The organism is Streptomyces sp. YIM 98790, from assembly GCF_011421595.1.
Taxonomy (GTDB): domain Bacteria; phylum Actinomycetota; class Actinomycetes; order Streptomycetales; family Streptomycetaceae; genus Streptomyces.
Window position 1 is genome coordinate 1 of sequence record NZ_WTLH01000021.1, and the last position, 26848, is coordinate 26848.

The 26848-nt window shown below is 72.4% G+C and carries 26 protein-coding genes and 2 pseudogenes; 15 read left to right on the top strand and 13 right to left on the bottom strand.

Going from position 1 to position 26848, the window contains the following annotated elements:
• The 3 genes and pseudogenes from GQS09_RS06085 to GQS09_RS30585 all read right to left on the bottom strand — a co-directional run.
• A pseudogene (locus tag GQS09_RS06085) lies at positions 1 to 401 on the bottom strand (radical SAM protein); the annotation flags it as partial.
• A 27-nt stretch (positions 402 to 428) separates the two neighbouring features.
• A complete protein-coding gene (locus GQS09_RS06090; protein ID WP_165984955.1) occupies positions 429 to 680 on the bottom strand; it encodes a hypothetical protein in 252 nt (83 codons plus the stop codon).
• Positions 681 to 767: 87 nt separating this feature from the next.
• Positions 768 to 2159: an FAD-dependent oxidoreductase gene (locus GQS09_RS30585; protein WP_165984956.1), complete on the bottom strand. Its 1392-nt coding sequence runs from the start codon at positions 2157 to 2159 to the stop codon at positions 768 to 770.
• Between the two features lie 391 nt (positions 2160 to 2550).
• Between GQS09_RS30585 and GQS09_RS06100 the strand changes: the two are divergent.
• Both GQS09_RS06100 and GQS09_RS06105 read left to right on the top strand, forming a co-directional pair.
• A pseudogene (locus tag GQS09_RS06100) lies at positions 2551 to 3311 on the top strand (polysaccharide lyase family 1 protein); the annotation flags it as partial.
• 184 nt (positions 3312 to 3495) lie between these two features.
• Positions 3496 to 5880 (top strand): carbohydrate-binding protein, encoded by a 2385-nt coding sequence (locus tag GQS09_RS06105; RefSeq protein WP_313896009.1) that lies wholly within the window; start codon positions 3496 to 3498, stop codon positions 5878 to 5880.
• A gap of 351 nt (positions 5881 to 6231) precedes the next feature.
• Here GQS09_RS06105 and GQS09_RS06110 read toward each other — a convergent pair whose 3' ends face one another.
• Together GQS09_RS06110 and rpsR are read right to left on the bottom strand one after the other, a co-directional pair.
• Positions 6232 to 6822, bottom strand: a complete 591-nt coding sequence (locus tag GQS09_RS06110; protein WP_165984957.1) for a GNAT family N-acetyltransferase — start codon at positions 6820 to 6822, stop codon at positions 6232 to 6234.
• Between the two features lie 89 nt (positions 6823 to 6911).
• The gene (rpsR, locus tag GQS09_RS06115; RefSeq protein ID WP_165984958.1) at positions 6912 to 7148 is read right to left on the bottom strand and encodes a 30S ribosomal protein S18; all 237 of its coding nucleotides are present in this window, start codon (positions 7146 to 7148) and stop codon (positions 6912 to 6914) included.
• A 279-nt stretch (positions 7149 to 7427) separates the two neighbouring features.
• Between rpsR and GQS09_RS06120 the strand changes: the two genes are divergently transcribed.
• The 6 genes from GQS09_RS06120 to GQS09_RS06145 all read left to right on the top strand — a co-directional run bounded on the left by GQS09_RS06120 (position 7428) and on the right by GQS09_RS06145 (position 14123).
• Positions 7428 to 8069, top strand: a complete 642-nt coding sequence (locus GQS09_RS06120) for a choice-of-anchor M domain-containing protein (RefSeq protein ID WP_165984959.1) — start codon at positions 7428 to 7430, stop codon at positions 8067 to 8069.
• A 136-nt stretch (positions 8070 to 8205) separates the two neighbouring features.
• The gene (locus GQS09_RS06125; RefSeq protein WP_165984960.1) at positions 8206 to 9345 is read left to right on the top strand and encodes a choice-of-anchor M domain-containing protein; all 1140 of its coding nucleotides are present in this window, start codon (positions 8206 to 8208) and stop codon (positions 9343 to 9345) included.
• Positions 9342 to 10871 (top strand): anchored repeat ABC transporter, substrate-binding protein, encoded by a 1530-nt coding sequence (locus GQS09_RS06130; RefSeq protein ID WP_165984961.1) that lies wholly within the window; start codon positions 9342 to 9344, stop codon positions 10869 to 10871. The genes GQS09_RS06125 and GQS09_RS06130 overlap by 4 nt, the downstream gene beginning before the upstream one ends.
• A 62-nt stretch (positions 10872 to 10933) precedes the next feature.
• The gene (locus tag GQS09_RS30285; protein WP_165984962.1) at positions 10934 to 12457 is read left to right on the top strand and encodes a choice-of-anchor M domain-containing protein; all 1524 of its coding nucleotides are present in this window, start codon (positions 10934 to 10936) and stop codon (positions 12455 to 12457) included.
• On the top strand, positions 12454 to 13191 hold the full coding sequence (locus GQS09_RS06140) for an anchored repeat-type ABC transporter ATP-binding subunit (protein WP_165984963.1): 738 nt from the start codon (positions 12454 to 12456) through the stop codon (positions 13189 to 13191). The genes GQS09_RS30285 and GQS09_RS06140 overlap by 4 nt, the downstream gene beginning before the upstream one ends.
• Positions 13188 to 14123: an anchored repeat-type ABC transporter permease subunit gene (locus GQS09_RS06145; protein WP_165984964.1), complete on the top strand. Its 936-nt coding sequence runs from the start codon at positions 13188 to 13190 to the stop codon at positions 14121 to 14123. The genes GQS09_RS06140 and GQS09_RS06145 overlap by 4 nt, the downstream gene beginning before the upstream one ends.
• Positions 14124 to 14345: 222 nt before the next feature.
• Here GQS09_RS06145 and GQS09_RS06150 read toward each other — a convergent pair whose 3' ends face one another.
• The 6 genes from GQS09_RS06150 to GQS09_RS06175 form a co-directional block, all read right to left on the bottom strand.
• Positions 14346 to 14996: a TetR/AcrR family transcriptional regulator gene (locus tag GQS09_RS06150; protein ID WP_165984965.1), complete on the bottom strand. Its 651-nt coding sequence runs from the start codon at positions 14994 to 14996 to the stop codon at positions 14346 to 14348.
• Positions 14986 to 15723: an ABC transporter permease subunit gene (locus GQS09_RS06155; RefSeq protein WP_165984966.1), complete on the bottom strand. Its 738-nt coding sequence runs from the start codon at positions 15721 to 15723 to the stop codon at positions 14986 to 14988. The genes GQS09_RS06150 and GQS09_RS06155 overlap by 11 nt, the downstream gene beginning before the upstream one ends.
• A gap of 14 nt (positions 15724 to 15737) precedes the next feature.
• A complete protein-coding gene (locus tag GQS09_RS06160) occupies positions 15738 to 16682 on the bottom strand; it encodes an ABC transporter ATP-binding protein (protein ID WP_165984967.1) in 945 nt (314 codons plus the stop codon).
• Between the two features lie 414 nt (positions 16683 to 17096).
• On the bottom strand, positions 17097 to 17789 hold the full coding sequence (locus GQS09_RS06165; RefSeq protein ID WP_165984968.1) for a response regulator transcription factor: 693 nt from the start codon (positions 17787 to 17789) through the stop codon (positions 17097 to 17099).
• Positions 17790 to 17808: 19 nt separating this feature from the next.
• The gene (locus GQS09_RS06170) at positions 17809 to 19008 is read right to left on the bottom strand and encodes a sensor histidine kinase (protein ID WP_165984969.1); all 1200 of its coding nucleotides are present in this window, start codon (positions 19006 to 19008) and stop codon (positions 17809 to 17811) included.
• A 105-nt stretch (positions 19009 to 19113) separates the two neighbouring features.
• The gene (locus GQS09_RS06175) at positions 19114 to 20481 is read right to left on the bottom strand and encodes a vanadium-dependent haloperoxidase (protein WP_165984970.1); all 1368 of its coding nucleotides are present in this window, start codon (positions 20479 to 20481) and stop codon (positions 19114 to 19116) included.
• Between the two features lie 778 nt (positions 20482 to 21259).
• On the opposite strand from GQS09_RS06175, the gene GQS09_RS06180 reads away from it, so the two are divergent.
• A complete protein-coding gene (locus GQS09_RS06180) occupies positions 21260 to 21565 on the top strand; it encodes a hypothetical protein (RefSeq protein ID WP_165984971.1) in 306 nt (101 codons plus the stop codon).
• Positions 21566 to 21928: 363 nt separating this feature from the next.
• Here GQS09_RS06180 and GQS09_RS06185 read toward each other — a convergent pair whose 3' ends face one another.
• Positions 21929 to 22570, bottom strand: coding sequence for a TlpA disulfide reductase family protein (locus GQS09_RS06185; RefSeq protein WP_165984972.1), 642 nt, complete (start codon positions 22568 to 22570; stop codon positions 21929 to 21931).
• 77 nt (positions 22571 to 22647) lie between these two features.
• On the bottom strand, positions 22648 to 23424 hold the full coding sequence (locus GQS09_RS06190) for a cytochrome c biogenesis protein CcdA (RefSeq protein ID WP_165984973.1): 777 nt from the start codon (positions 23422 to 23424) through the stop codon (positions 22648 to 22650).
• Positions 23425 to 23599: 175 nt separating this feature from the next.
• On the opposite strand from GQS09_RS06190, the gene GQS09_RS06195 reads away from it, so the two are divergent.
• The 6 genes from GQS09_RS06195 to GQS09_RS06220 are packed head-to-tail and all read left to right on the top strand — an operon-like array spanning position 23600 to position 26842.
• A complete protein-coding gene (locus GQS09_RS06195) occupies positions 23600 to 24631 on the top strand; it encodes a cytochrome c biogenesis CcdA family protein (protein ID WP_243761156.1) in 1032 nt (343 codons plus the stop codon).
• Positions 24621 to 25328, top strand: coding sequence for a peroxiredoxin (locus GQS09_RS06200; protein ID WP_165984974.1), 708 nt, complete (start codon positions 24621 to 24623; stop codon positions 25326 to 25328). Before GQS09_RS06195 ends, GQS09_RS06200 begins: the two co-directional genes overlap by 11 nt.
• Positions 25325 to 25636, top strand: a complete 312-nt coding sequence (locus GQS09_RS06205) for a glutaredoxin family protein (RefSeq protein ID WP_165984975.1) — start codon at positions 25325 to 25327, stop codon at positions 25634 to 25636. The genes GQS09_RS06200 and GQS09_RS06205 overlap by 4 nt, the downstream gene beginning before the upstream one ends.
• An 11-nt stretch (positions 25637 to 25647) precedes the next feature.
• Positions 25648 to 25902 (top strand): DUF2933 domain-containing protein, encoded by a 255-nt coding sequence (locus tag GQS09_RS06210; RefSeq protein ID WP_207957517.1) that lies wholly within the window; start codon positions 25648 to 25650, stop codon positions 25900 to 25902.
• Positions 25899 to 26213, top strand: a complete 315-nt coding sequence (locus tag GQS09_RS06215) for a hypothetical protein (RefSeq protein ID WP_165984976.1) — start codon at positions 25899 to 25901, stop codon at positions 26211 to 26213. The genes GQS09_RS06210 and GQS09_RS06215 overlap by 4 nt, the downstream gene beginning before the upstream one ends.
• Positions 26214 to 26215: 2 nt before the next feature.
• Positions 26216 to 26842: a TlpA disulfide reductase family protein gene (locus GQS09_RS06220; protein WP_165984977.1), complete on the top strand. Its 627-nt coding sequence runs from the start codon at positions 26216 to 26218 to the stop codon at positions 26840 to 26842.
• Positions 26843 to 26848: the final 6 nt, after the last annotated feature.

A 26848-nucleotide genomic window follows, 5' to 3' on the forward strand; every position in this document is an offset into this window, starting at 1 on the left:
CCGTCGCTCTGGTGCCCGGAATCGGCGAAGCAGACCGGGCAGTCCAGATTGCAGCCGGTGTTGACCTCGATGATGCCCAGGCAGGCGTGCTGCTTGTGCTCCGGGCACAGCCCGCAGTCGCTCGGGCAGCCGTCCTTGACCTCGGTCTGGAACGCCAGCGGATAGGTGCCCGGCTTGTTGAACCGGGACGAGGACAGGTACTCCTCGGCATCGCCGTAGACCAGCGCCTCGAACTCCCCGTGCTCGCGGCAGCGCTTGCGCAGAAACACCTTGCCGTCGCGGATGTTGACCTGCGCGTCGACGGGGGTCTTGCACAGCGGGCAGAGGGACCTGGTGAACTCCACGAACACCTCCTCCCGCTCGCGGCGTTTCCGCCCGTGCGGCTGATCGGCACTGGTCATGCGGCCTTCACCTGCTCCTTCGTCTCGTCACCCGGGTGGTACGCGGCGCCGCGCGACCGGAGCGGCGGCCCCCGACCGCGGCCGGGCCGGGGGCCACACCCCGCACAGCAGCTCGTCGCAGATCAGCTCCCCGCAGATCAGCGCCGCCGCCGGCGCGGTGGCGGGCGCGCCCTCCACCGGCTGAGGGGCGGACAGGACGCGGGTCACCTCCGGAAAGGAGACGAGCCGGCCCACTCCCATCGCCGTGTGCACCGCGCCCGGCGCGCTGCGCAGCACCATGCCGCCACGCTAGAGCCGCACCCGTCGGCGGACTGTGAGGCCGCTTACGGTTCCTGCGCCGTGCCGCGCGGCCCAGGGCCTTGGCCGTCAGCGGTGCAGGGCCCGGCGCAGCGCCAGCAGTGCACCGGTGAGGCGGCGGGCGCCGGGGGCGGCCAGCGAGGCGTAGACCTCTTCCAGGGCGGCCTGCCAGGGGCCGTCGGCGTACGTCGGGTAGGGGTGCACGGTCCTCGCGTAGTCGCCCGGGGTCCAGCCCAGGCGGACGGCGGCGGCCAGATGGGCGATGGTCTCCCCGGCCCGGGGGGCCACCACGGTGGCGCCGACCAGACGGCCCCGGGGACCGAGGACCAGCGTGGTGAAACCGTCGGTGCGGCCGTCGGCGACCGCCCGGTCCACCCGCCCGTGCGGAACCGTCCGCACCCGGCACCGTCTGCCGTACTCCTCGCTCGCCTCCGCCGCGCTCATCCCCACCCGGGCCACCTCCGGATCGGTGAACGTCACCCACGGCGCGGACGGCAGGTCCGGGCCGCGCCGCAGCCCCAGCAGCGCGTGGGTGACGGCCGCCGCCGCCTGCGCCCCGGCGGTGTGGGTGAAGGCAGAACGCCCGGTGACATCCCCGGCCGCGTAGACCCGCCGGTTCGCGGTGCGCAGCCGGGAATCCACCCGCACCTCCCGCACCCCGCCGTCCCGCCCGGTCACCGCCACTCCGGCCGCCGCCAGGCCGAGTCCGCCGGTGTTCGCCGTGCGGCCGGTGGTGACCAGCAGCCGCCCGAACGGCAGTACCCGCCCGCCGGTACCGTGCACCTCCCCGGCCGTCACCCGCCCGGCGCGGAACCCGGTCAGCACGGCGACGCCCTCTCCCTCCAGCCGCTCGCGCAGCAGCTCACCGGCCGCCGGTTCCTCCTGCGGCAGCAGCCGCTCCGCCCGCTCCGCGACGGTCACCCGTACGCCCAGCCGGGCGAACGCCTGCCCCAGTTCGCAGCCGATGGGCCCGCCGCCCAGCACCACCATCCGCTCCGGCGGCTCCGCCAGCTCCCACACGGTGTCGCTGGTCAGCGGGCCGGCCTCGGCCAGACCGGGCACCGGGGGCAGGGACGGTGACGAACCGGTGGCGATCAGCGCGTACCGGAACCGCACCTGCCGGCTCTCCTCGGCACCCTCGATCTCCAGCGTGCGCGGCCCGGTGAAGCGGGCCCGGCCCCGCACCACCGCCACCCCCTGCGCCTCCAGCGCCTCGGCGGAATCGTGCGGCGCGACCGCCGCCACCGCCCGCCGCACCTGCGCCATGGCCGCGCCGAATCCCTCGCCCCGGGCGGCGGCGTGCAGCAGCGCCTTGCTGGGCACACACCCCGTCCACAGGCAGTCCCCGCCCGGCTCGTTCACCTCCGCCAGCAGGACGCGGGCGCCCAGCCGGGCGGCGGTACGGGCCCCGGTCAGCCCTGCGCTCCCGCCACCGGCCACCACCACGTCATACCCCTCCACGGCACCATCCCTTGTCTCCTTGTGCCTTTATCTCTTTGTCTCTTTGTCCCCGGCATCGCATGACGCCTGCTTGTCCGACGGGCGGTACCCGCCGCGCCGGGCGTCACCGGCACGGCTCGGGCCCATCCTGTAACGGCTGGTGGAGATCCGGATGCCGGGCACACGGGGCGCGGTGAGCTCAATCGGTTGCACACCTTGAGGTGTTCACCCCTCAAGTCGAGTCCAGATGCTCCTGAAGTGGCTGGTCAGATGCATGGTGGGCAGGGAAGGCGTTCGAAGGTCGTGCAATCGGTTGCACCAAACCCCTTGACGCTGAAAGCGCTTTCCCTAGTCTCGGGGGGTACATGTCAAGACTCACCCTTCGGAGGTGCAAGCAGTGAAACGAGTAGTCATGCGTCGACTAGTGCCGACGCTGGCCACTGTGGCCGTGGTCGCGGCCGGTCTGGCCCTGCCCATGTCCCAGGCGTCGGCGGCGACCGGCGGTGTCACGGGTTACGCCACGCAGAACGGCGGGACGACCGGTGGTGCCGGCGGGCAGACGGTACGGGCCACGACGGGAACCGCGATCCATGCGGCCCTGTGCAACCGGTCCAGCACCAGCGTCCCGATCACCATCGAGGTCGAAGGCACCATCAACCACGGCAACACCAGCAAGGTGTCGGGCGACGGCTGCGACACCTCCGACGACGTGATCGAGCTCAAGGGAATCAGCAACGTCACGATCGTCGGCGTGGGCAGTGGCGCGGTCTTCGACCAGCTGGGCATCCACATCCGGGACTCCCGCAACATCATCATCCAGAACGTGACCGTACGGAACGTCAAGAAGTCCGGCTCTCCCACCTCCAACGGCGGCGACGCCATCGGCATGGAGAGCAACGTCCGCAACGTCTGGGTCGACCACGTCACCCTGGAGGCCTCCGGCGGGGAGTCCGAAGGCTTCGACGGCCTGTTCGACNCCAGTACGTGACGCTGTCCTACAGCATCCTGCGCAACTCCGGCCGCGGCGGCCTCGTCGGCTCCAGCGAGAGCGACCGCTCCAACGGCTACATCACGTACCACCACAACCTGTACGAGAACATCGACTCCCGCACACCCCTGCTGCGCGGCGGCATAGCCCACATCTACAACAACCACTACGTCAACATCCACAAGTCCGGCATCAACTCCCGCGCCGGAGCACGCGCCAAGGTGGACAACAACTACTTCCAGGACTCCAAGGACGTCCTGGGCACCTTCTACACCGACGAGGCCGGCTACTGGCAGGTCAGCGGCAACATCTTCGACAACGTGACCTGGTCCNTCCGGCATCAACTCCCGCGCCGGAGCACGCGCCAAGGTGGACAACAACTACTTCCAGGACTCCAAGGACGTCCTGGGCACCTTCTACACCGACGAGGCCGGCTACTGGCAGGTCAGCGGCAACATCTTCGACAACGTGACCTGGTCCAGCGAGGGAAGCGAGAACTACCCCGCCGGCCCCGACCCGCAGTCCACCACATCGGTGAGCATTCCGTACTCCTACGAGCTCGACGACGCCGGCTGCGTGCCGGAGGTGCTGAGCCAGACCGCGGGCGCGGGCAAGGGCAACCGGGTCTCCGACGGCAACTGCGAAGCGACGGGCTCCACCGGTTCGACGGGCTCGACGGGCTCCACCGGTTCGACGGGCTCGACCGGTACGACCGGTACGACCGGTACGACCGACCCCACCGACCCTCCCGGCGGGACCAACCTCAGCATCGGGGCGGGCGCCGACGGCTCCAGCAAGGCCAGCGGCACCAGCTACGGGAACGTCATCGACGGTGACATGAGCACCTACTGGTCGCCGACCGGCTCAACGGGCCGCATCTCGGTCAAGTGGGGCTCCGCCACCACGGTGTCCACGATCAACATCCGCGAGGCGGCCGGAGCCCAGGGCAACATCGGCTCCTGGCGGGTCGTCGACCACGACAGCGGCGCCGTCCTGACCACCGGCAGCGGGGCAGGTGTCATCACCTTCGCCCCGACCACGCTGCGCAAGATCAACTTCGAGATCACCAGCTCGACCGGCACACCGCGCGTCGCCGAGTTCGAGACCTACGCCGGCTCCCCGGGCAGCACCACCACCGGTGGCGCGACCACCGGCACCACCACCACCGGCGGCACGACCGGCAGCAGCGGCGGCAGCGGCGGCACCAACCCGCCCACCCGCTACGAGGCCGAGAACTCCCCCGCCACCTGCGACGGCACCATCGACTCCGACCACTCCGGCTACTCCGGCAGCGGATTCTGCAACACCTCCAACTCCTCGGGCGCCGCGGCGCAGTTCACCATCAACGCCGCCGCCTCCGGGACCGCGTCGCTGACCATCGGCTACGCCAACGGCAGCTCCTCCGGTCGCCCGGCCGACGTGACCGTCAACGGTTCCCCGGCCCAGAGCCTCTCCTTCAGCAGCACCGGGGCCTGGAACGCCTGGGCCACCACCACGCTCACCGTTCCGGTGAACTCCGGCAGCAACACCATCCGCCTCACCGCCACCGGCTCCGAGGGTCTGCCCAACATCGACTACCTCGATGCGACCACCGGCGACGGCGGCACCACCGGGTCGACCACCGAGGGTTCCACCAGCGGCTCGACAAGCGGCAGCACCGGCGGCGGCGACCCGTCGGGCGCCCTGTACGCGGCACCGAACGGCAGCGCCGGCGCGCCCGGAACGGAGTCGCAGCCGACGACGCTGACCTCGGCGATCGACCGCGTCCAGCCCGGCGGGACGATCTACCTGCGCGGCGGAAGGTACAACCTTTCCGAGACGGTTCACATCAGGCCGGGCAACGACGGCACCTCCGGCGACCGCACGGAGCTGTTCGCCTACCCGGGGGAGACTCCGGTGCTGAACTTCTCGGCCCAGAGCGAGAACTCGGCCAACCGCGGGCTCGCCATCGGCGGGGACTGGTGGCACATCTACGGCATCGTCGTGGAGCACGCCGGTGACAACGGGATTGTCGTGGGCGGCAGCAACAACATCATCGAGCGCACGGTCACGCGCTACAACCGGGACACCGGGCTGCAGCTCTCGCGGTACACCGCCGGGGCCCCCAGGTCGGAGTGGCCGTCCAACAACCTCATCCTGAGCGCGGTGTCGCACGACAACGTCGACTCCGACGGTGAGGACGCCGACGGCTTCGCCCCGAAGCTCACCGTCGGCCCCGGCAACGTCTTCCGCTACACCGTGTCCCACAACAACATCGACGACGGCTACGACCTGTACACCAAGAGCGACACCGGGCCCATCGGCGCGGTGACGATCGAGCACTCCCTGGCCTACGAGAACGGCACCCTCAGCAACGGCTCCCAGCACGGCAACGGCGACCGCAACGGCTACAAGCTCGGCGGCGAGGACATCGGGGTCGACCACGTCATCCGCGGCAACATCGCCTACGACAACGGCAAGCACGGGTTCACCTACAACCGGAACCTCGGCTCGATGACGGTCTCGGACAACCTGAGCATCGGCAACGAAGAGCGCAACTTCAACTTCGACGGCGGCTCCTCGGTGTTCCGCAACAACACCTCCTGCGACAGCGGATCCACCGACCGCATCATCGGCAACGCCGACGGCTCCAACCAGTTCTGGTCCGGCTCCAACGGGTCCCGCTGCTCCGCCTACAGCGGCTCCCTGGACTGGCACTTCGCCTCCGACGGCCGCCTGGTCGTCACCATCGGCGGCAGGACGGTCACCCTGTAGCCCATCCGGCCACAGCGCTGGAGCCGACTGCATGCCGGCCGGCCCGTCAGAACAGACCGGGCCGGCCGGCCGTACCGGGGCCGACGCCAGTTCCGGGCCATGGGCGACGGCCTCTGCCACGGCTCACTCCTCCCACTCCGGGTACTCCGGCAGCGGGTTCTGCAACACCCACAACGTCATCGGCGCGGCGGTGCAGTTCACCGTGGACGCCACCGACGCCGGTACCGCGACCCTCGCTGTCCGGTACGCCAATGGCAGCGCCGGCAACCGGCCGGCGGACATCCTTGTCAACGGTGCCGTGGCACACGCGGACAGCGCAACGGGCACGGTCACGGCACGGCACGGGCACGGTCACGGAGATCGCGGGGGCAGCGGGGGGAGGGGGATCTCGTAGTGGACGGTGGCGACGCCGGGGCCGTGCTCGCCGGTGGTGCGGGCGTCGAAGATCTCCTTGGCGACGCTGTCCCAGAAGGGCTGGGCGCCGGGGATGTCGGCATTGGTGTGCAGGTAGAGGCTGGCGTAGCCGATGGTGGCGGCGAAGTCGGCGGCCATGGCGACCATGGCCCGGGCGAGTCCGTGGCGGCGGTGCTCGGGGCGGACGTAGACGCGCAGCAGTTGGGCGGTGGAGCCGGAGGGGTAGCGTTCGGCGATCCAGCGCGGGTGCGGGGGGTGTGCGGGGCCGCGGGAGTGCAGGCAGGTGGTGGCCACGACCTGCCGGTCCGGCTGGTCGCCGTGGAGGGCGACCAGCAGCAGGTGCCGCTGGTCCGTCAGGTAGGTGCCGTGCAGGTCCATGACGTCGGCATGCCAGGCGGGCACGTAGCCGTAGCCGAACTCACGGTAGAAGGTGTCCAGCATGACGCCGCGGGCGCCGTCGGCGTCCTCGGTGGTGGCCGGGCGGATCAGGTAGGGGCCGATCCGGCGGGGTGGGGGATAGTCGCTCATCCGGATTCCGTGGGTGTCGGTGTCGGTGTCGGTGTCGGTATTGGTGTCGGTATTGGTGTCGGTGTTCGGGTGGATGCGGGGCGGGACGGCTACCGGGTCGCGTAGGGCAGCAGTGCCATTTCGCGGGCGTTCTTGATGGCGCGGGCGAGTTGGCGCTGCTGCTGGACGGTGACGCGGGTGACGCGGCGGCTGCGGATCTTGCCGCGGTCGGAGATGAACTTCCGCAGCAGGTCGGTGTCCTTGTAGTCGATGTAGGTGATTCCTGCGGCGTCCAGCGGATTGGGGCGCGGCTTGGCGCGCTTGCCGGTGTCGGGGCGGCGGGGCACGGCTTCTCCTTCGGCGGGAAAGACGGAGTCGGGCGGAGGGCGTCGCGCCCCGACGAGTATATGGCAATGGTTTCCATTTCCAAACGTTCCCCGGGGTGGAAGGCTGGGGCTCTCGGGGTCGGCGGTGCGGACGCGTTGCCCCGTTGCCCCCGTCGGCCGGACTGCCGGTGATCTCGGTCACGTCGGTGCCGGAAGGGCGGCCGGGGCTTCCTAGAGAAAATGAAAACGATTATCGTCTGATCGGTCCTCGGAACCCGTCCTCTTCTCTGAAGGGTCATCATGCGCGTTCTGCCCAGGTTCCTCACGGTCGCCGGCGGTGTCGCCGCCGCCCTCTCGTGCGCCGCCCTCACCAACGCCTATGCCGCCACCCCGCTCTCCCAGGGCCATGTCGACGTCATCGCCGTCGAGGTGTCCGGCGGTGCGTTCGACGTCCACGTCCACGACGAGACCAACGAGGTGGAGTACGACCCGGCCGACGTCACGCTGGTCGCACTGCCCGGCTCCGCCTACACCGTGCCCTCCAGCTCCTGCTACGGCTTCCTGGGCACGGGCGGCTCCACCGTCTACCGCCTGCCGCAGATCGAGAACACGAACCTGCTGTGGCCGGGCATAGCCGCCGAGATCGAGGACGGTGTCCTGCAGAACGACGCCCTGACGATCGAGCTGACCTCCGTCTCCGGCCCCGGGAACGTCAGCATCTACACCAACAGCTTCTGCCCCGCCTTCACCCGGCTGGTCGACTCCGGCAACGGCATCTCCACCGCCGACCGGTTCACCCTCGACTCCCACGAACACCTGCACGCCAACTGGGCCTTCACCAAGGCCGGTGCGTACACGGTGGGCTTCACGGTCCGCGGCACCCTCGCCAACGGCACGCCGCTCGCCCCGGTGACCGAGGAGTTCACCTTCAGCGTCGGCTGAGCCCGGCTCATCCGCCGCACTGCTCCGTCATGAACCCCGCGCCGGGGCGCCGCGGTCCCTCCTCCTGCGGTGCCGATCACGGGCCCCGGCGCGGCCCGCTCCACCCCGAACGCTGAATCACAAAGGAAGTTGCCTCATGACGAGGAGCCCTCACCGTTGTCTCCGGCCGGCCGTGCTGGCGGCCGTCGTCGGCGGCCTGCTGCTGACCGCCGCCGCGCCGGCCCTCTCCGCGGCGCCCGCGGAGGAGCCGCCGGCCCGGGACCGCGCGGTGCTGTCGGGCGGTCACCTCGACCTGGCCGCCCGGCTGACCGACGGGCGGCTGACGTATGAGATCAAGGACGGCACCGTGCCGGGGACGACCGTGTGGTGCGAGCCCAACGACGTCATCCTGCACTTCGACGAACGCCATGCCTGGGAGATCCCCGAACTGCCGCCCGGCATGCTGCCCGAGCACCTCGGCGCAACCGGCGACACGGTCTGGACGGACCGCGACGTACTCGGTGACTCCTCGCTGCTGTGGCCCGGCTGGAACACCCAGGAGGTGCCGCCCGGCGCGATCCAGGGACCGGTGACCGCGACCTTCACCGAGGTCCAGGGCCCGGGAGGCTTCTTCCTCGGCCAGTGGGCGGACCACCCGGAGCTGGGTGTGGTCGTCGGGCTGGAGGTCGACGGCACCCGGGAGCAGCCCGGCACCGTCGAACTGCGCGCCGACACACATGCCCACCCGCTGTGGTTCTTCACCGAGGAAGGCGTCTACCGCATCCGCTTGGAGATGAGTGCCACACTCGCCTCGGGGGAGCGGGTATCCGACGCCGGCACGCTGACCGCCGTCGTCGGCGCCACCGATCCGGCAGGGGTCGAACTTCCGGACCCGGAAGGGCCCGCGGACCCCGGGGACAGCACCGGCGGCTCGGATGCCTCGGGCGGTTCCGGCGATGCGGGCGGCTCGGGCGATGCGGGTGGTTCCGGTGACTCCGGGAGTTCGGGCGACCCGGGCGACCCGGGCGACCCGGGCGGTTCCGGCGGCCAGAGCGGCGCCGCGACCGGCGGTGCTTCGTCCACCGGCTCCGGCGGTTCCGCCGGAGCGCCGGGCGGCTCCGGCGGAACCGGCACAGGCACCGCCACCGGCGGCGTCAGCCCGCAGGGGGAACTGGCCGCGACCGGCGGCGGGACGGCTCTGCCCCTCGCCTGGACGGCACTCGTGCTGAGCGCCGGCGGTGTCCTTGCCCTGCGCCTGGCCCGCCGGGGCCGGTGGGCGCGAGGAGCGGGCCGATGACCGTGCGGCACCGTCTCGCCGTGATCCTGACCGCCGCCGGTGCCGTCCTGGCGGCCGGATGCAGCGGCGGCAGCACCGACGAAGGCGGCGGCCCGGATGCCGCGCTCACGGTGTCCACGACCACCCCCATCCTGGCCGACCTCGTCACCCAGGTCGGCGGTGAGCGGGTGCGGGTCTCCTCGATCGTGCCGCACCACGGCGACCCGCACTCCTACGAACCCAGCCCCGCCGACACGGTGAAGGTCACCCAGGCGGACCTCGTCTTCGGCAACGGCCTGCTGCTGGAGGAGCCCGGGATCATGCGGATGGTCCACTCCAACGCGGCGGACGGGGTGCCGGTCGTGGAGGTCACCGAGAACCTGGAGGAGTACGGGGGCACGGTCATCCCGCTCAGGGAGGACCTGGACCTGGACGTGCTGTGGCTGGGCCTGGCCGTCGAAGGTGCCGTCCCGGGAGAGGGCTCCCAGGTACGGCTGACCGCCACCGCCCTGGACGGCCCGGGCGAGATGTACATGTATCTGACCGACACCTTCGGCACGCCGCAGGTGTTCGTCGACTCCTCCGACGGCTTCGACGGCACGGACACCACCACCCTGCCGCCCGAGGCACACACCCACCTCAACTGGGCCTTCACCGAACCGGGGACCTACCGGCTGGAGCTGACAGGCCAGACCGAGATGCTGGACGGCCGGACCGAACCCATCGACGGCGGCACCCTGACCTTCACGGTCGGCCCGTCCGCTGCGCAGGGAACCGAGGGGCGCACCGTGCTCGACTCCGGCCACGCCGATGTCGCGCTCAACGCCGAGACCGGCACCCTCGCCGTGCGGGCGGACGACGAGAGCACCGGTGAACGCGTCCACCACGCCGCCGGGGACGTGGTGATCGCGGTCCCGGACGAGGCCCGGGAGACCGTACCCGCCGAGGAGCCCTACCGGTTCCTGGGCGAACCCGGAGCCGGTCTGTGGGTGCTGCCCCAGGCCGTGCTCGGACAGCACGTGCACGGCGAACTCGACCCGCACGCCTGGGCGGACGTCAGCAACGCCGAGGCGTATGTGCGCCGCATCCAGGAGGCGCTCACCGCCGCCGACCCGGACGGCGCCGCCCACTACGCCGACCGCGCCGAGAGCTATCTGCGCGAACTGGCTGCGCTGGACGCGCACATCAGAGAGCGGATCGCGACCATTCCGCAGGAGAACCGCCAGCTCATCACCACCCATGACGCCTTCGGCTACCTCGCCCGCGCCTACGGCATGGAGGTCGCGGGTTTCGTGGTGCCGGTGCCGGGCCAGGAGCCGAGCGCCGCGGACATCGAGGAACTCGGCGCCACCATCGCGGAGCGCGATGTCCCTGCCGTGTTCGTGGAGCCCAATCTCGCCTCACGGGCCGATGTGCTCCGGCAGGTGGCCTCCGACCAGGGCGTGCAGGTGTGCGTGATCTACGGCGACGCCTTCGACGACGAGGTGGAGAACTACCTGGCGATGATGCGCCACAACGCCGACGAACTCGCCCGGTGCCTGGCATGAGCACCGGCGACAGCGTCGCGGACAGCACCGACATGGCACAGCAGAAGAGGAGACACGGTCTGATGAGGACCGGACGCACCATCCGGGCCGGCGCCGTGGCCGCCGCCCTCACGTGGGGCATCACCGCCGCCACCCTGGCCGGCCCCGCCCGGGCCGAGGAAGGGCCGCCGGCCGCCGCCGGGGCGGCCGGGACGGCCGAGCCGATCGCACTGGACGACGACGACCTGACCACGGTGCCCGACGACGCCCGGTACGCGTTCCTCGGCACCCCCGGCACCCGGCTCTGGGAACTCTCCCTGGCCGCCCTCCCGGCGGACACGGCGGACACGGCGGACACCCCGGATACTTCGGATACCCCGGACACCCCGGAGGCGGCGGAGGCGGCGGAGGCCGGACCGGTCACCCTCACCGCCCTGGCCGGTCCCGCGCCGGTGGCCGTCTACGAAACCTCCGGGTCCGCGGCCCCCGAGGTGCTGCTCGCCGCCGGGCAGGAACTCCCGGCCGGCGGCGTCGAGCTGACCGGAGGGGCGACCGGGGACCTGAGCGGCGTGCGCTGGGCATTCACCGCCCCCGGGGAGTACGAACTGGCCCTGGCCGGCCCCGCCGGGACCGAGACCGCCTACGCCGTGCGCGTCGCCGCCCCCGCCGCGACCGACACCACCGGGGCCAGCCGGGAACGCACCGTCCTGGACGAGGGGCACATCGACATCGCGGCCCGCGTCCTCGACGGCGACCTGCACATCCACGTCAAGGACGGCACCGTCCCCGGCAGCTCCACCTGGCGGGAGCCCGGCGCCCTCGTCCTGCATGTGAAACCCGAGGCCGAGCAGCAAGTGCCGGACAACCCGCAGTTCGCCTTCCTGGGCGACCCGGGAGATCCCGTGTGGCTGCTGGACCAGGTGCAGCAGGAGGGCCTGCTGTGGCCCGGCTGGAGCACCGAGCACATACCGGCAGGCGCCACCACCGGGCCGGTGGAGTTCCGCCTGGACAGCGTCTCCGGTCCCGGGGACCTGGCGCTGTGGACCTATGACGTGATGGACGGCGCCACCGTCCTGTTCAACAGCGGCGACGGCACCCCGGACGCCTTCGACGTGCCGCAGAACACCCACGCGCACGGCGGCTGGGCCTTCACCGAGGAGGGCACCTACCAGGTCACGCTCAGCATGACGGCCACCCTGTCCGGCGGCGGGAAGATCAGCGACACCGAGACCTTCGCCTTCGCCGTCGGCGCGACCGACCCCGGCACCGTGACACCGCCCGGCGACAGCGGGAGCGGCGGCGGTTCCGCCACCGGCGGCCCGGGCGGTTCCGGCGGCTCGGCAGGCCCGGGCGCGTCCGGCGGCTCCGGTGCCTCGGGCGGCACGGGCGGCACGGGCGGCACGGCGGCCCAGGGCGCATCCGGCGACGCACAGGGCAACACACAGGGCAGCGCACAGGGCGGCGGCAGCCGGGACGCCCTCCCCGACACCGGGGCCTCCGACGCCCTGGCCCCCGCCGCCACCGCGCTGGCCCTGCTCGGCCTGGGCACGGCAGCCCTCCTGCTGACCGCCCGCATCCGGCGCGGCCACCGGGAAGCGGCGCGATGACCACCGGAGAACCCCTGCTCACCGTCGACGCGGCCACCGTGCTGCTGGGCGGCCGGGAAGTGCTGCGCGACGCCTCCCTCACCCTGCACGGCGGCGAACTCGTCGGCCTCATCGGCCCCAACGGCGCCGGGAAGACCACACTGCTGCGCGCCGTACTGGGCCTGGTGCCGCTGGCCGGAGGGGAGGTCCGGATCGCCGGGCTGCCCGTCGGCCGCGCCCGCCACCTGATCGGCTACGTCCCCCAGCGGCACGAATTCGCCTGGGACTTCCCCATCGACATCGCGGGAGCGGTCCTGGCCGCACGCACCCGGTCCGCGGGCTGGCTGCGCCCGGCACGGGCCGCCGACCGGGCCGCCGCCGAGCAGGCCATCGAACGCGTGGGCCTGACGGACCTGCGCGGGCGCCCGGTCGGTGAACTCTCCGGCGGCCAGCGGCAGCGCGTGCTCGTCGCGCGGGCCCTGGCCACCGGCCCCCGGCTGCTGCTGCTCGACGAGCCCTTCACCGGCGTGGACACCCCCACCCAGGAGACGCTGGGGGAGCTGCTGGCCGAGCTGCGCGATGCCGGCACCGGGCTGCTGATGGCCACCCACGACCTGCCCACCGCCGCCAAGACCTGCGACCGGGTGGCGCTGGTCGACGGCACGGTGGTCGCCGAGGGCGGACCCGAGCTGCTGACCGAGACCGGCAGCCTGCTGCGCGCCTTCGGCCTCACGGCGACCGGCACGGCGTCATGACCGGGCTGTGGGGGCTGCTCGCCGACCCCTGGCACCTGCCCTTCATGCAGCGGGCCTTCACCGCCGCCCTGGTCATCGGGGCGGCCTGCGGGGTGATCGGCGTGTTCGTGGTGCTGCGCGGCATGGCCTTCATCGGCGACGCCGTGGCGCACGCCGCCTTTCCCGGTGTGGCGCTGGCCTACGCCTTCCAGGGCTCCCTGGTACTGGGCGGCGCGGCGGCCGGGGTGACGACGGCGGTGCTGATCGCGGTGGTGTCGCAGAACCGGCGGCTGCGCGAGGACACGGTGATCGGCGTGTTCTTCGCGTTCGCCTTCGGCCTGGGCATCGTCCTGGTCAGCACCCGCGACACCTGGAGCACCGACCTGGCCTCGTTCCTCTTCGGACAGATCCTGGCCGTCGGCACGGCCGATGTGTGGGCGGTGTGCGGCATGGCGGCCGTGCTGGTCGCCGTCACGCTCGCACTGCGCAAGGAACTCGTGGCGGTGGCCCTGGACCGGGAGACCGCACGCGCCGCCGGACTGCCGGTGTTCCGCCTCGACCTGCTGCTGTATGTGCTGGTGACACTGGTCATCGTGATGTCGCTGCAGGCCATCGGCAATGTCCTGGTGCTGGCCCTGCTGATCACCCCGGCCGCGACCGCGCGGCTGCTGACCGACCGGCTCTGGCCCATGACCGTGCTCTCCGCGGTGCTCGGCGCCGGCGGCGGCCTGCTCGGCCTGTACGTCTCCTACCACCACGATCTGGCGGCCGGCGGCACCATCGTGATCGTCCTCACCGCCTTCTTCACGGTGGCCTGGCTGCTGGCGCCCCGGCACGGCCTGGCGTCCCGGCTGCGGGCCTCGGCCGCTGTCCGCGGGCGACGGCGGCCGGGGGCGCGGCGGCCCGCCGGGGGCACCGTGGTGCAGCCCGAGGGGAGCCCCTCTCCCGGCTGACCGGCCCGCCCCGCCGCCGCCCCTCCGGCCCGCGTCCGTCCCCTCCCCGGGAGGGGAAGGACACGGACCGGAGCCCCCGTATCCTGCCCGCCACACCACCCACCGCCCCCCGGGCCGCGACCGCGGCCGCGACCCGCATGCCGTGCTCGCCCACCACGCCCGCCGAGCGCGGCGGCGGGTCCGCCGCTCCGCGCGCACCCACCGGCGACCCCACGCCGGCGGTCAGGACGTGCGGGCCGGGGCGATACCGTGCAGCACGGTGGTGACGATGCCGTCCGCGAAACCCGGGGGCACCTCCAGCACCTCCGGCACCTGTGGCGCGTCCGGGAAGAAGAGCCGGGGGAGGATGAGTTCGTGGCAGGCGCCCATGATCATGGTGGCGGCGGCCTCCGGGTCCGCCTCGGCGGCGATCCGGCCCAGCTCCCGCTCCGCGCGCAGATAGCCGATCAGCTGGTCCCGGAAACCGTCCCGGCCGGGGTGAGCACCGGGCCGGTGGAAGTGGGTCAGCACCTTCGGCTGGCCCAGCAGCCCGGCGAAGGCGGGCAGCAGCCTGCCCAGCACGCCCAGACCGCGCTCGACGAAGGAACGCAGGTTGTCCTCCACCGTGCCCTGCCCGGCCACCGGGGCGCTCCCGGCCTGCTCCATCACCTCGTGGACGTGGGCGTGCAGGGCCAGGGCGAGAAGCTCCTCCTTGCCGGCGAAGTGGTTGTAGAGCACTCCGTCGGCAACCCGGGCCTCGCGGGCGATGTCACGGACCGTCAGGGCGGCCGTGCCGCGCTCCGCGATGAGGCGGGCGGCGGCGGTGACCAGGTATTCGCGCAGTGACTGCTCGCCGCCGCCGTCCCTCAGCACGGCGGGTTTTCTAGGTGACATCACGCCTGAGCGTAACCGAGGCGGCCAGCACGCCGAGCACCGCCGCGTATCCGGCGAGCAGCAGCCCTGCCCCCGACTGGGGCAGCGTGTCCTCGCCGATCCGGGCCAGCGCCCGGCCGCTCGCCAGCGGCAGCCAGCGGGCCACCGAATCGCCGACGAGCTGGGCGATGACGCCCTCCACCACGGCCACCCACGCCAGGGCCGCGGCGATTGCCCCGGCGAGATTGCGCACCAGCGCGCCGACACCCACGCCGATCGCCGCGAAGGCGGTGTTCCACACCACGCCCCCGGCCAGCGTGCGCCACAGCTCCCCGTCCGAGGCGTCGAAGGCGCCGCCCCAAGCGTTGACCGCGACGGCCGTGACGGCGAACGCCACCGCCGCCGTCACCAGGCCGAACACCAATCCGGCGACGGTGCAGAGCACCAGCTTGGCAGTGATCACCCGGTCCCGCCGCGGGGTGGCCAGATAGGTGTCGGTGACGGTCTTGTGCCGGTGCTCGCCGGCCACCGCCAGCACCCCGAGCACCAGGGAGAACAGCGAGGCCAGGCCGGCGTGCGCGGCGGCCCGGCTCCAGGTCGCGGCGTGGCCGGGATCGTCGCCGGCGAGGAACGGCCCGGCCGTGCCGGCGGCCGTGAACAGCGCGGCGGCGAGCAGCAGCAGCCACGGGCTGCGCACCGTACGGAACTTGAGCAGTTCCGCGCGGATCAGATCGGTCCAGACGGTCACGGTGCTGTTCTCCTTCAACGGGTCGCCGCCGAGGCGGACGCGGACTCGGTGGCGGCGGGCGGGCGGTCCTCGGAAGGGCCGGATCCGGTCAGGCGCAGGAACGCCTCCTCCAGCGAGGCGCCCTCCTCGCTCAGCCGGAACAGCGGTATGCCCGCCCCGGCCGCCAGGCGGCCGATCTCCTCGGCGCCCGCGGAGCGGACCCGCAGGGTGCCGGCATCGAGATCGCTGTCGCCGGTCTCGTGCCCCTGTTCGGCCAGCGCACGGCGCAGCCGCTCGGGCTCCGGAGTGCGCACCACGACCGCGCGGTCGCCCAGCTCGCCCAGCGCCCCCTCGAACCGGGTCCGCCCCCGGCTGATGATCACCACGTGGTCCACGGTCTGCGCCACCTCGCTCAGCACGTGGCTGGAGACCAGGACGCAGCGGCCCGCCGCCGCCTGCTCGCGCAGCAGCCCGCGCAGCCACGCCATCCCGGCCGGGTCCAGGCCGTTGGCGGGCTCGTCCAGCACCAGCACGTCCGGATCACCCAGCAGTGCGGCGGCCAGCCCCAGCCGCTGGCGCATCCCCAGCGAATAGCCCCCGACCCGGCGCCGGGCGTCCCCGGACAGCTCCACCCGCGCCAGCACCTCCTCCACCCGCGCCGCCCCCACCCCGGTGAGACGGGCCAGAATCCGCAGATGGTCCCGGGCGCTGCGGCCCGGATGGAAACCGGTGGCCTCCAGCAGCGCGCCGACCGTCCGCCGCGGAGCCGCCAGCTGCCCGTAGTGGCGGCCCCCGATCAGCGCCTCCCCGCCGGTGGGCCGCAGCAGCCCCAGTGCCATCCGCAGCGTGGTCGTCTTCCCGGCCCCATTGGGCCCCAGAAACCCGGTGACCCGCCCGGCGGGCGCGGTGAACGTCACGGCGTCGACCACCCGCCGACCGCCGTAGGACTTCGTCAGCCCTCTGACCTCGATAGCCGTCATGCCACTCCCCAAAGAAATGAGCACCCGTTCATGAACATCTGTTCATGAACACGTGTTCATTCTAAGCACATGCCGATCCCGCCCGACGACTCCGGTTCCCGGCTCCGGCCGCCCCCGCCCCTCCGCAGCCCGCCTGCCGCGGCCCGGACCGGGGACAGGCATGGCCCACGACGCCACGACCGCGTCCGCGGTCACCCGGACGGAGACCGCCGGCCATCGCGCCGCCGCCTTCTCCCAGGACGGCGGGGGGAAGCCGGGGGCGGCCGGTGATGTCCCGGTTCCGGGGCTCGCCGGGCCCGCCCCCGCAGAGTGCTGAGCATCACCCGGCCAGAGCAGCAGGCGCGGACAACGGGCCCCGGCCGTGCGGCCGGTGCCCGAGGCCCCGCGGGCGGTGTCCGCGGCCCAGGGGGCGGTTCACTGCCCCGGTGTCACCAGACCCGATTCGTACGCCAGCACCACGGCCTGGGCCCGGCTGCTCAGACGAAGTTTCGCCATGGCGCGGTTGAGGTGCGTTTTCACGGTCGCCTCGGAGACCACCAGCCGCCCCGCGATCTCGCGGTTGGACATCCCGGTGCCCGTCAGCTTCAGCACCTCGGTCTCGCGGACGGTGAGCTGCTCCAGCCGACGCGGCGGCTGGTGGCCGGGGGACCCTTCGCCGGGCGTGGCCGCCGCCCCGGGGGCGAGGGTGAACGCCTCCACCAGCCGCCGCGTCACACTGGGTGCGAACAGCGAGTCACCGCCGGCCACCGCCGCCACCGCCGCGAACAGGCGTTCCGGGCCGGTGTCCTTGAGGAGAAATCCGGCGGCGCCCGCGCGCAACGCCCGGTAGACGTACTCGTCGAGGTCGAAGGTGGTCAGCATCAGAATCCGGGGCAGCGGATCCGCTCCGCCGGCCAGGATCCGCTGCGTCGCCTCGATGCCGTTCATCCGGGGCATCCGGATGTCCATCAGGATCACATCGGGGCGGCAGCGCGCCGCCTCGGCGACGGCCTCCGCGCCGTCCGCCGCCTCGCCCGCGACCTCCATGCCCTCCGCCGCGCGGAGCAGCCCCACGATTCCGGCGCGGACGAGGTACTGATCGTCGACCACCAGGACCCGGGTCGTCATGTGAGCATCCCCCTCCTGCTCAGCTGGCGGGCCCCACCCCCGGCCCGGCCGCGTCGGAGGCCGGCAGCGAGAGCCGTATCTGAAAGCCGCCTTCCGGACGCGGGCCGCTGATCACGTCACCTCCGTAGAGCTTGGCGCGTTCCCGCATGCCGATCAACCCGTGCCCGCCCCCGGTTGTGCCGATGCCCGGTTCCGCACCCCTGCCGTCGTCCGTGATCCTCACCAGGAGACGATGCCGCTCGTACCGCACACGCACCTCGGCACGGGACGGCCCGGCGTGCTTGAGGACATTGGTCAGAGCCTCCTGCACCACGCGGTAGGCACACAGCTCCACCCCGGGCGGCAATGCCCGCGCCTCGCCCTCCACGACCAGATCGACGGGAACACCGCTGGCGCGTACCCGGTCCGCCATCTCCGGCAGACCCGCGAGCGTGGGCATCGGTGTGTACGATGCGTCGGCGCCGCCGCTCGCGTGGCGCAGCAGGGTCAGCATCCGCCGCATCTCCTCAAGCGCCTGTGCGGCGGTGTCGGCGACGGTGCCCAGCGCCCCCCGGGCGGTCGCGGGGTCGGTGTCGAAGACATAGCCGGCCAGCCGCGACTGCAGGGAGATCACCGACATGTGGTGGGCGATCACGTCGTGCAGCTCGCGGGCGATCCGCGTCTGCTCCTCGGCCACCGCCCGGCGGGCCTTCTCGTCGCGCTCCGCCTGCAGCTGGGCGGCGAGTTCCCTCAGCCGCTCGCCGCGCTGCTCGGACTCCCGCACGTGCCGGCCGTAGTGCACCAGGACCACCGGGACGACGACGCCCAGCGCCGCGGCGGCGGCCACCGAACCGCCGTCGGGGGAGATGACACCGGAGTACACCCAGGTCCCGCCCAGCGCCGCGCCCGTGGCGGCGGCCGTGCGCAGCGGGCGGGCGGCGGCCACCGTGTAGAGGGCCAGCTGGGCGGCGAGACTGTTGACCACCGGCCAGTGGCCGAGCGCGATGTACCCCGTCCACAGCGCCAGGATCCCCGCCGCCACCGCGACCGGCCACCGGCGCCGCAGGCACAGCAGCAGGCAGATCATGGATGTCAGCGCGTACCCCTCGGCGTCCAGCGGCGGGTAGCCCTCGCCGGTGTCCTGGCGGCCCAGCAGCAGGGAGCAGATCAGACAGCCCAGGGCGATGCCCGTATCCAGAACCAGGGGGTGCCTGCGCAACGACAGGGGCGGCGGTCGCATCGCCGCACCGTACCGCTGACGCGGCCGGCGGGGCGTCAAACCACCGCGGTATTCCGGGGGCCGCCGCCGCCCCGGGGCGGTCAGGCCACCGGGGCGGCGGGGCGGTCAGGACGGGATGCGCTGAAGGGTGTTGGCGATGACGTACGAGGCCACGTCATCACCCACCCGGAGACCGTCCGTGGAGTCCCACGGGTAGTGGACGCCCAGCCAGACGCGGCTGTCGGCATTCTCCCGGGCAGCCGCGCTGAAGGAGGAGAAGGTCCTCCGCTTCACCGGAGCGTGCGGGTCCTCGCTGGTCAGGGTGATCTGGATGGTGTCGGTGCCGAAGTACCGCTTCATGATCCCGGCCCACGCGCCCGCGAAGGTGGCGTGACCGGAGGTCCACGCCGGGAAGCACGGGTTGACGGCATTGCCGTCCCGGTCGGCGGACAGCGGCTGCCACGCCGGGTCGAGGCCGCCCTCGCGGATCGCCGAGACCGGGCGCCACAGGTCGATGGGGGTCCGGTACTTCACATCCCACGCGGCGATGGAGGCGTCGGCCAGGGCCAGCGAGACGAGGGCGAAGAGACGGGCGTTGCCGTAGGTGCTCAGCCCTTCCTGCTGGGCCACCTCCTTGGTGTGCTGCAGCAGCTGCCCCGGCGGCTTGTAGGTGCCGTCCAGGTCATGGGCCCAGAACCAGGCCGCGGCGGTCTGGTCCGTGGTCCGCTCGGTCGAGTCCTTCGCGCCGAGGCGGCGCACGACCTCCACCTGCTCCGCGTAGGCGTCGCTGGCCAGCAGCGTCGCGTAGTCCCCGTAGAGGCCGGGTGTCGCCGGCCGGAACGCGGAGCCGCCGGGGATCGCGAACGGCCGCACCTGTCCCCATGCCGGGGTCACCGCCTGGCTGTCCTGCCGGCAGCCGGGGTCGGGCATGTCCGGATAGCTGGTGGCCCGCCAGGCACCGGGCACTCCGTCGGCGGAGTAGCGCTGGTCGGCGTCCGAGCCGTCGCCGCTGCGGGCGCTCTCGATCTGCCTGACCATGTCGCCGACCACGGTGATGTCGAGGAGGTCGAAGTCGGTGGGCTGGGTGCCGAAGCGCTCGGTGAACTTGTTGTCGAGGTAGTACGCCTGGTCCGGGAAGAGGTGCAGCAGGACGTTGTACGCCGTCCTGCCGATGATCCGCTCCTCCTCACCGGGCCCCTCGCTCCAGGCGTCGTAGTACGTGGCGTTGATGTACGGCCGGTAGCGCATGGTGTGCCAGCGCTTCCGGTACGAGCTCTCGCCGTCCCAGATCGCGGCGTTCATCATCGCCGCGGCGCGGGCAAGCCGGCCCGGGGCGCCGTCCGCACCCTCCTGCTGGCGGAAGACATCCAGCAGGACGTCGTTCCAGTAGTGCACCGGATCGCCGGTGTAGTCGGGCGGTGCGGCGGCAGCGGTCTGCGGTGCGACGGTCAGCGAGCCCCCGAACAGGGCGACGACCGCGAGTAACAAGCCCATGATCCGCCCGCGACGCCGTCGCGGCGGCCTTTTTGCGTCCAACACGTGCCTCTCCTGCGGCTGCCGGGAAGAAGAACGCGTGCTCGTCGGCGAACACGCGTGGAACACGCGGGCCCGGACCGGGTCCTGACACCGAGACCTGCGTACTCCGGTGCACGACGCTACGAAGGGGCCGCAAGCGGTGCGTCCCGCAGCAGATGGAACTTCACGTGACCATCGCGGTACAGCGGCCCGCTGCCTGCAACTTGTGGGGTACCACGCCTGTTCGGCGACGCCCGGCCACCATGCCCCGCACCGGGCGGAGCCGTCCCGCGAGCCGCTCCGGCGGGCGGGTGGTGCGGTCGGCCGGCCCGCCCGGTCCCGCCGGCCCATGACCGGCCGGCCGGTCATGGGCCGGCCACCCCACTGCCGCGGGTCAGTCACCGACGCCGCGTAGCGGTCGCATGAGCGCGGGCGACGGCGACGGGCCGCGTGGTGGACCGACCCGGGGGAAGTCCACGACCGGCGCGGGCTGAAGCAACGCGCGCTCGCGCCGGCCACCCCGTGGAGGTCCTGCTCAAGATCTACGCCAAATGCATCGACGGTCAAGAAGCAGAAGTGAACGACCGGATCATGAAAGGGCTGGGGGAGGGTCTGGACGACTGAACCGCCGGCAGAGCTGGGACCGACGTCGCCCCCGATGAGCCCCGGAGCACCTCCGGGGCTCTTGCCATGCCCGGGAAACCCGCAGACGTCTGCGACCGCAGCCCGCTAAGGCCGGCTCGGCGGGGAGGTGGGGATGGCGCTGGTGCGCAAGGGATCACGGCGGATCGTGGTGGACGGTGTGGCCTACCGCTGGCGCCTGCGCCGCAAGCCAGCCCATGGCCAAGGGCTCGGCTCCTCTCCCTGCGTCTTCGCGGTCGAGCACGCCGATAACCCCGGCACCGCCCTCGTCGTCACCACCAGCCACCCACACCCGGGCAACTGGGTGGGCAGGATCTCCCGCCCGGTGCTGCCCTCCGATGTGGCACGCGGCTGGGCTCCTCAGGCTTACGGCTCGCCGTTCCACCTCGATCTGTCAGACGGCTTCGCGCCCTGGGGCTGATCGCGAACCGGCTCTGCCGGAGAGAGGTCTCAGCTTTCCCGGGGAGCGGGGCCGACCGGCGGAAACACCATCAAGATCAATCCAGCTCAGGGCGTTGCCGACACTACATCAGCCCTGCGAGCCCGCAAATGGCCCACGCGGATGAAAAGCCACTATATGCCTGCTATTGCGCGATACCGGCGGCAGGGGATGGCCAGGACTGGGGTACCACCCGCTGAAGATCGGCATGGGCTCGGAAGAGGTGAGGCGCTGGCTGAGGCAAGGAACGGAGGGCGCTGGGCAGGACGGCGGAGTCCGTCTCCGCCCCCGGCGCTTGGGACGTGTCCTGTGCGGTGTCCAGGGGGTGCGGGGCGGGTATGCCGGTCACCGGCCTTCCGCAATGACCGGCTGGAGCATGGCGAGGATCTCTTCCTCGTCAAGCGCCTTGAGTGCCCGGGCCGCGATCCGGCCCCGGCGGTCGATCACCACGGTGGACGGGATCGCCTGCGGCAGCAGGTGGCCGTCGAAGCGCAGCACCAGCCGTCCCTCGGGGTCGTAGAAGCTGGGGTAGGTGATGCCGTAGCGCCGCTCGAACTCCCGGGCCGGGCCCGGGGACAGGTCGCGGGTGTTGATGCCCAGGAACTGCACTCCCTTGTCGCGGGTCCGGTCGAAGGCACGCTGGAGGTGCGGCGCCTCGGCCTTGCACGGCTCGCACCACGACCCCCACACGTTGAGCAGCACCACGCTCCCGCGGTGGTCGGACAGCGCCAGCGGCTCGCCGTCCAGGCTCTCGCCGGAGATGTCCGGGGCCGGAACGCGTTGCTCAGCGGGGATCGCGGTGATCTCCCCGGTGCCCGCCGGGAAGCTGTCCCCGTCACTGCGGGAGCGGTCCGTGCCGGATCCCGTCGTCCCTGAGGTGCACCCGGTGAACAGCAGCGCCGCACCGGCCGCGAGGACGTGCCGGCGGGAGGGCAGGCCCGTGTCCGGCGGCCACCGGACGTTACTCCGAAGCTTCTTAGGCGACATGGGGGGAGTGTGGCACGTCCGTCCGGCCCGGCCCGTCACGGCCCCTGCGGCGTCTGCCGCCCGTCTTCCCGATGGGATCACAGGGGGAGTTCGTATCCGCTGATCCAGGTCTGCATGTGGTAGATCATCAGGCTCCACAGGCCGGTGACCTGTGCGATGCCGACGGCCAGGAGCAGCACGCCCCCCATGCGCAGAAGCGTGCGGGTGTGGCGGCGGGCGGCCTCGAAGGCGCGCAGCGACTTGCCGAGCGCGAGGGTGAACAGCAGGAAGGGCGCGCCGACCCCGACCGCGTAGAGGAAGGCGAGGAGGGCGCCGCGTCCGGCGGATCCGGTGGTCAGGGACAGGGAGAGCACGGCGGCCAGGGTCGGGCCGATGCACGGCGTCCAGCCGATGCCGAACATCACGCCCAGCAGCGGTGCCCCGGCGAGTCCGGCGCGCGGGGTGAAGCGCGGCTTGATGGTGCGCGAGAGCACCGGAACGCGTTCCAGGACCCCCGCGAACATCAGGCCCAGCACGATGGTGACGGCGCCGAGGATGCGCAGGACGGTGTCCTGGTGGGCGAGCAGCAGGGTGCTGACGGAACCGAACAGCGCGCCGTAGGCGGTGAACACGGCGGCGAACCCCAGGACGAACAGAGCCGTGCCCAGCAGTGCCCGGGATCTGGCCCGGCCGCCGGGAGACCGCTGGGCCTCGTGGGCGTCGGCGGCGGTCATGCCGGTGGTGTACGACAGGTAGCCCGGCACCAGGGGCAGGCAGCAGGGAGAGGCGACGGTGATCGCTCCCGCGGCCACCGCGATGGGGGCGGCCAGCAGCAGGGAGCCGGAGCCGACCACCTGGCCGATGTCGACGGACACGAAGGAACCTTTCGGCGATTGCGGTCCCGCAGCGCCGGGCCGGCCGGATGCCGCAGCCGGGACGCCGTCGGGGGAGTGGATCGACACGCACTCTATCTCCTATGTATCTTAGGTCCTAAGCTGCATAGGTCTTCGCGGGCGGAACGGCCCGTGACCCGCCGGAAAGGGCTGGTGGATGAGCGAACTGCTCTTCGGGACGACGCTGCTGGCGTCGTTCCTCGGCGGAATGGTCGCCTTGCTGGCACCGTGCTGCATCTCGGTGATGCTGCCCGCCTACTTCGCCACCGGCTTCCGCTCCCGCGGGCGCGTGGTGGCGGCGACCCTGGCGTTCGGCGGCGGGGTCGCCACCGTCATCGTCCCGGTCGGACTGGGTGCCGCGGCGCTGTCCGCCGCACTCCAGCAGTACCACGTGTGGGTGTATCTGACCGGCGGGGTGCTGATGCTGGCCGGCGGCCTGGCGGTGCTGGCCGGGTGGAAGCCGAAGCTGCCGATGCCGTCCGGGGGCGCTCCGCGCCGGGGCGGCGGATTCGGCGCCGCCTACGGGCTGGGGGCGTTCTCCGGGATCGCCAGTGCCTGCTGCGCCCCGGTGCTGGCCGGGGTCGCCGTGCTGTCAGGGGCCAGCGGCTCCTTCCCGGCCGCGCTGAGCGTGGGCCTGATCTACGTGCTGGGCATGGTCGCCCCGCTGGTGGTGATCGCCCTGGCCTGGGAACGCGGTCACCGTGGACCGGCGCGGGTGCTGCAGAACCGCCGGGTCCGGCTGCGGGCCGGAGCATGGCGGCGCAGCCTGCCACTGGGCGACCTGCTGGCCGGAGTTCTGCTGGTGGCCATGGGCATCCTGACCATGGTGCTGGCCCTGAAGGGACCGGACATGGCCCGCTCTGGCTGGCGGGTGCGGCTCGCGGCCGATCTCGACCACCTCGCCTCGCGGATCACCGACGCACTCGCCTGGGCGCCCGGCTGGGCAGTGGCCCTGACCGCCGCCGCCACCCTGGCCCTGCTGATCCGCCGCGCCCTGCGGAGCTCTCCGGCCCCCGCCGGCCCCGCTGAACCCGCCGACCACGGCAGCGAAGGCTCCGCCACCGCGGACGCCGCCGCGTGCTGTGCCGAGCCCGGGACGGCAGCCCGCTCCTTTCACCCGACAGCGGCGACGGCCGCCGCCACACCCGCCCGCACCACCAAGGAGGAGACCGCCACCGATGGCCACTGACACCGCCACCGGCGCCGGCCGCAGGCCCGGAACCAAGGCAGCCCGGCTGGCCAGGGCCAGGGCACTGCGCGCGCAGGAGCGTCAGCATGAGCGGCGCAACCAGCGGCTGCGCAGCACCGCCCTGGTCACCGCTCTGGTGATCGTTGTCACCGCCGCCCTGTACGTGATCTTCCGCCAGGGCGAGGAGAACGCCCGGAACATCAGCTACGACGTCGGGGAGCCCGGCATCGGCGAGACCGCCCCGGACTTCACCCTCGCCTCCAGCGCGGGCGGTGAGGAGACCCTCTCCGGTCATCGCGGCGAGACCGTGCTGCTGTACTTCCACGAAGGGGGAGGCTGCCAGCCGTGCTGGGACCAGATCACCGACCTGGAAGCGGAATGGCACAAGGCCGAGGTCCTCGGGATCGACACCATGCTCTCCCTCACCACCGACCCGGCCGATCTGACCCGGCGCAAGGCCGGTGACGAGGGCATCACCTCCCCGGTGCTCTCCGACCCCGGCCTGAAGGTCTCCAAGGAGTACACGACCAACGAGTACGGGATGATGGGCGGTTCGACGAACGGCCACAGCTTCATCCTGGTCGGCCCCGACGGGAAGATCCAGTGGCGCGCCGACTACGGCGGGGCCCCCGACTACACCATGTACGTCCCTGTCGACAAGCTGCTGGCCGATCTGACGGAAGGACGCACGGCATGACCGGGCCGCGCCCTGCCCACCGCGTCACCCTGCTCACCCAGGCCGACTGCAGCCTGTGCGAGCACGCCAAGCAGGTCCTGGCCACCGTGGGCAAGGACCACCCGCTGGAGGTCACCGAGACCGACCTGACCAGCGACGAAGGGCAGCGGCTCGGTGCCGCCGCCGGAGTCCTGTTCGCCCCGGGCGTCCTGCTCGACGGGAAGCCCTTCTCGTACGGCCGGCTCTCCGAACGGCGTCTGCGCCGCGCCCTCCGCGCCGCCACGGACTCCCCTTCCACCGCTTCCGCAACCCCGAGCCAAGCCTCGTAAAGGAGACTCCCGTGGACGCCTTCTACGCACTGGCCGTACTCGCCTGCCCCCTCGGCATGGGCCTGATGATGTGGTTCATGATGAAGGGCAACCGCCCGCAGGGCGGTACCCCGGCTCCCCACGCCGGGGCCGCCGGCCACGCGGGCTTCACCACCGACCCCCGGCGGAAGGAGGTCGAGGCCCTGCGCGCCGAGGTCGACTCCCTGCGCGCCCGGCTCGACGACCGGCCCGCCGCGGGGCGCCAGGAGCAGGAGCGGGCACGGTGATCGACACCGTTCTGCCGCCCCTGTCCGCCGCGGCCGCGATCGCCCTGACCTACGTCTTCTGCGTCCGGCCCATGCGCCGGGGCCGCGGCTGCCCCACGGCGCCGCGGCAATCCGGGGAGAACCGGAGCCAGGACTGCTGCCGCGCCACCCATGACGGCCGGAAACCCGCACCACCGCCGGCGGCGGCGGGCGCAGACGGCACGGAGGCGGAGACCGCGCGGCTCCGCGAGGAGGTCCGGCTGATCCGCCGCCACCCGGACCTCCGCTCCCGGGAGGACGCGGTACAGCTCCGGAAAGACGAGTCACGCTGAGTATGTCCCACATATCCCTGCGGCGGACCGCTGCCCGCTCCCGCCCGGCGGAGCCGTCCCGGCGCACAGTGTTCACGGGGCTGTTCGCCCTTACCGCCGCCACCCTCACCGCCTGCGGCAGCGTCCAGGAGGACAGCGGCGGGTCGGCGGGGCTGGGAGCGGCGCAGGGCAGTTCCTCGCAGTACTTCGCCCCGGCGGAACGCACCGTGGTCCCCACGGTGCAGGGAACCACCCTGGAGGGTGCGGAAGCCGACATCGCGTCGCTGCGCGGAGACGTCGTCGTGATCAACATCTGGGGATCGTGGTGTGCGCCGTGCCGCAAGGAAGCCCCCGAGCTCAAGGAGCTCGCCGAGCAGACCGAACCCCTGGGGGTGACGTTCCTCGGCATCAACGTCCGCGACAACCGGACCGCGGCGAAGGGTTTCGAACGCACCTATGGCATCACCTACCCCAGCATCTACGACCCCTCCGGCCGCACCATGGCCGGCTTCCAGAGCCTGGCCCCGCGGGCCGTGCCCACCACCTACGTCCTGGACCGGGAGGGCCGGGTGGCCGCTGTGTCCATCGGCCCTCTCACCTACCGGGACTTCCTCCCCATCATCGAGGACATCGCCGCCGAGACCGCCTGACCGCCC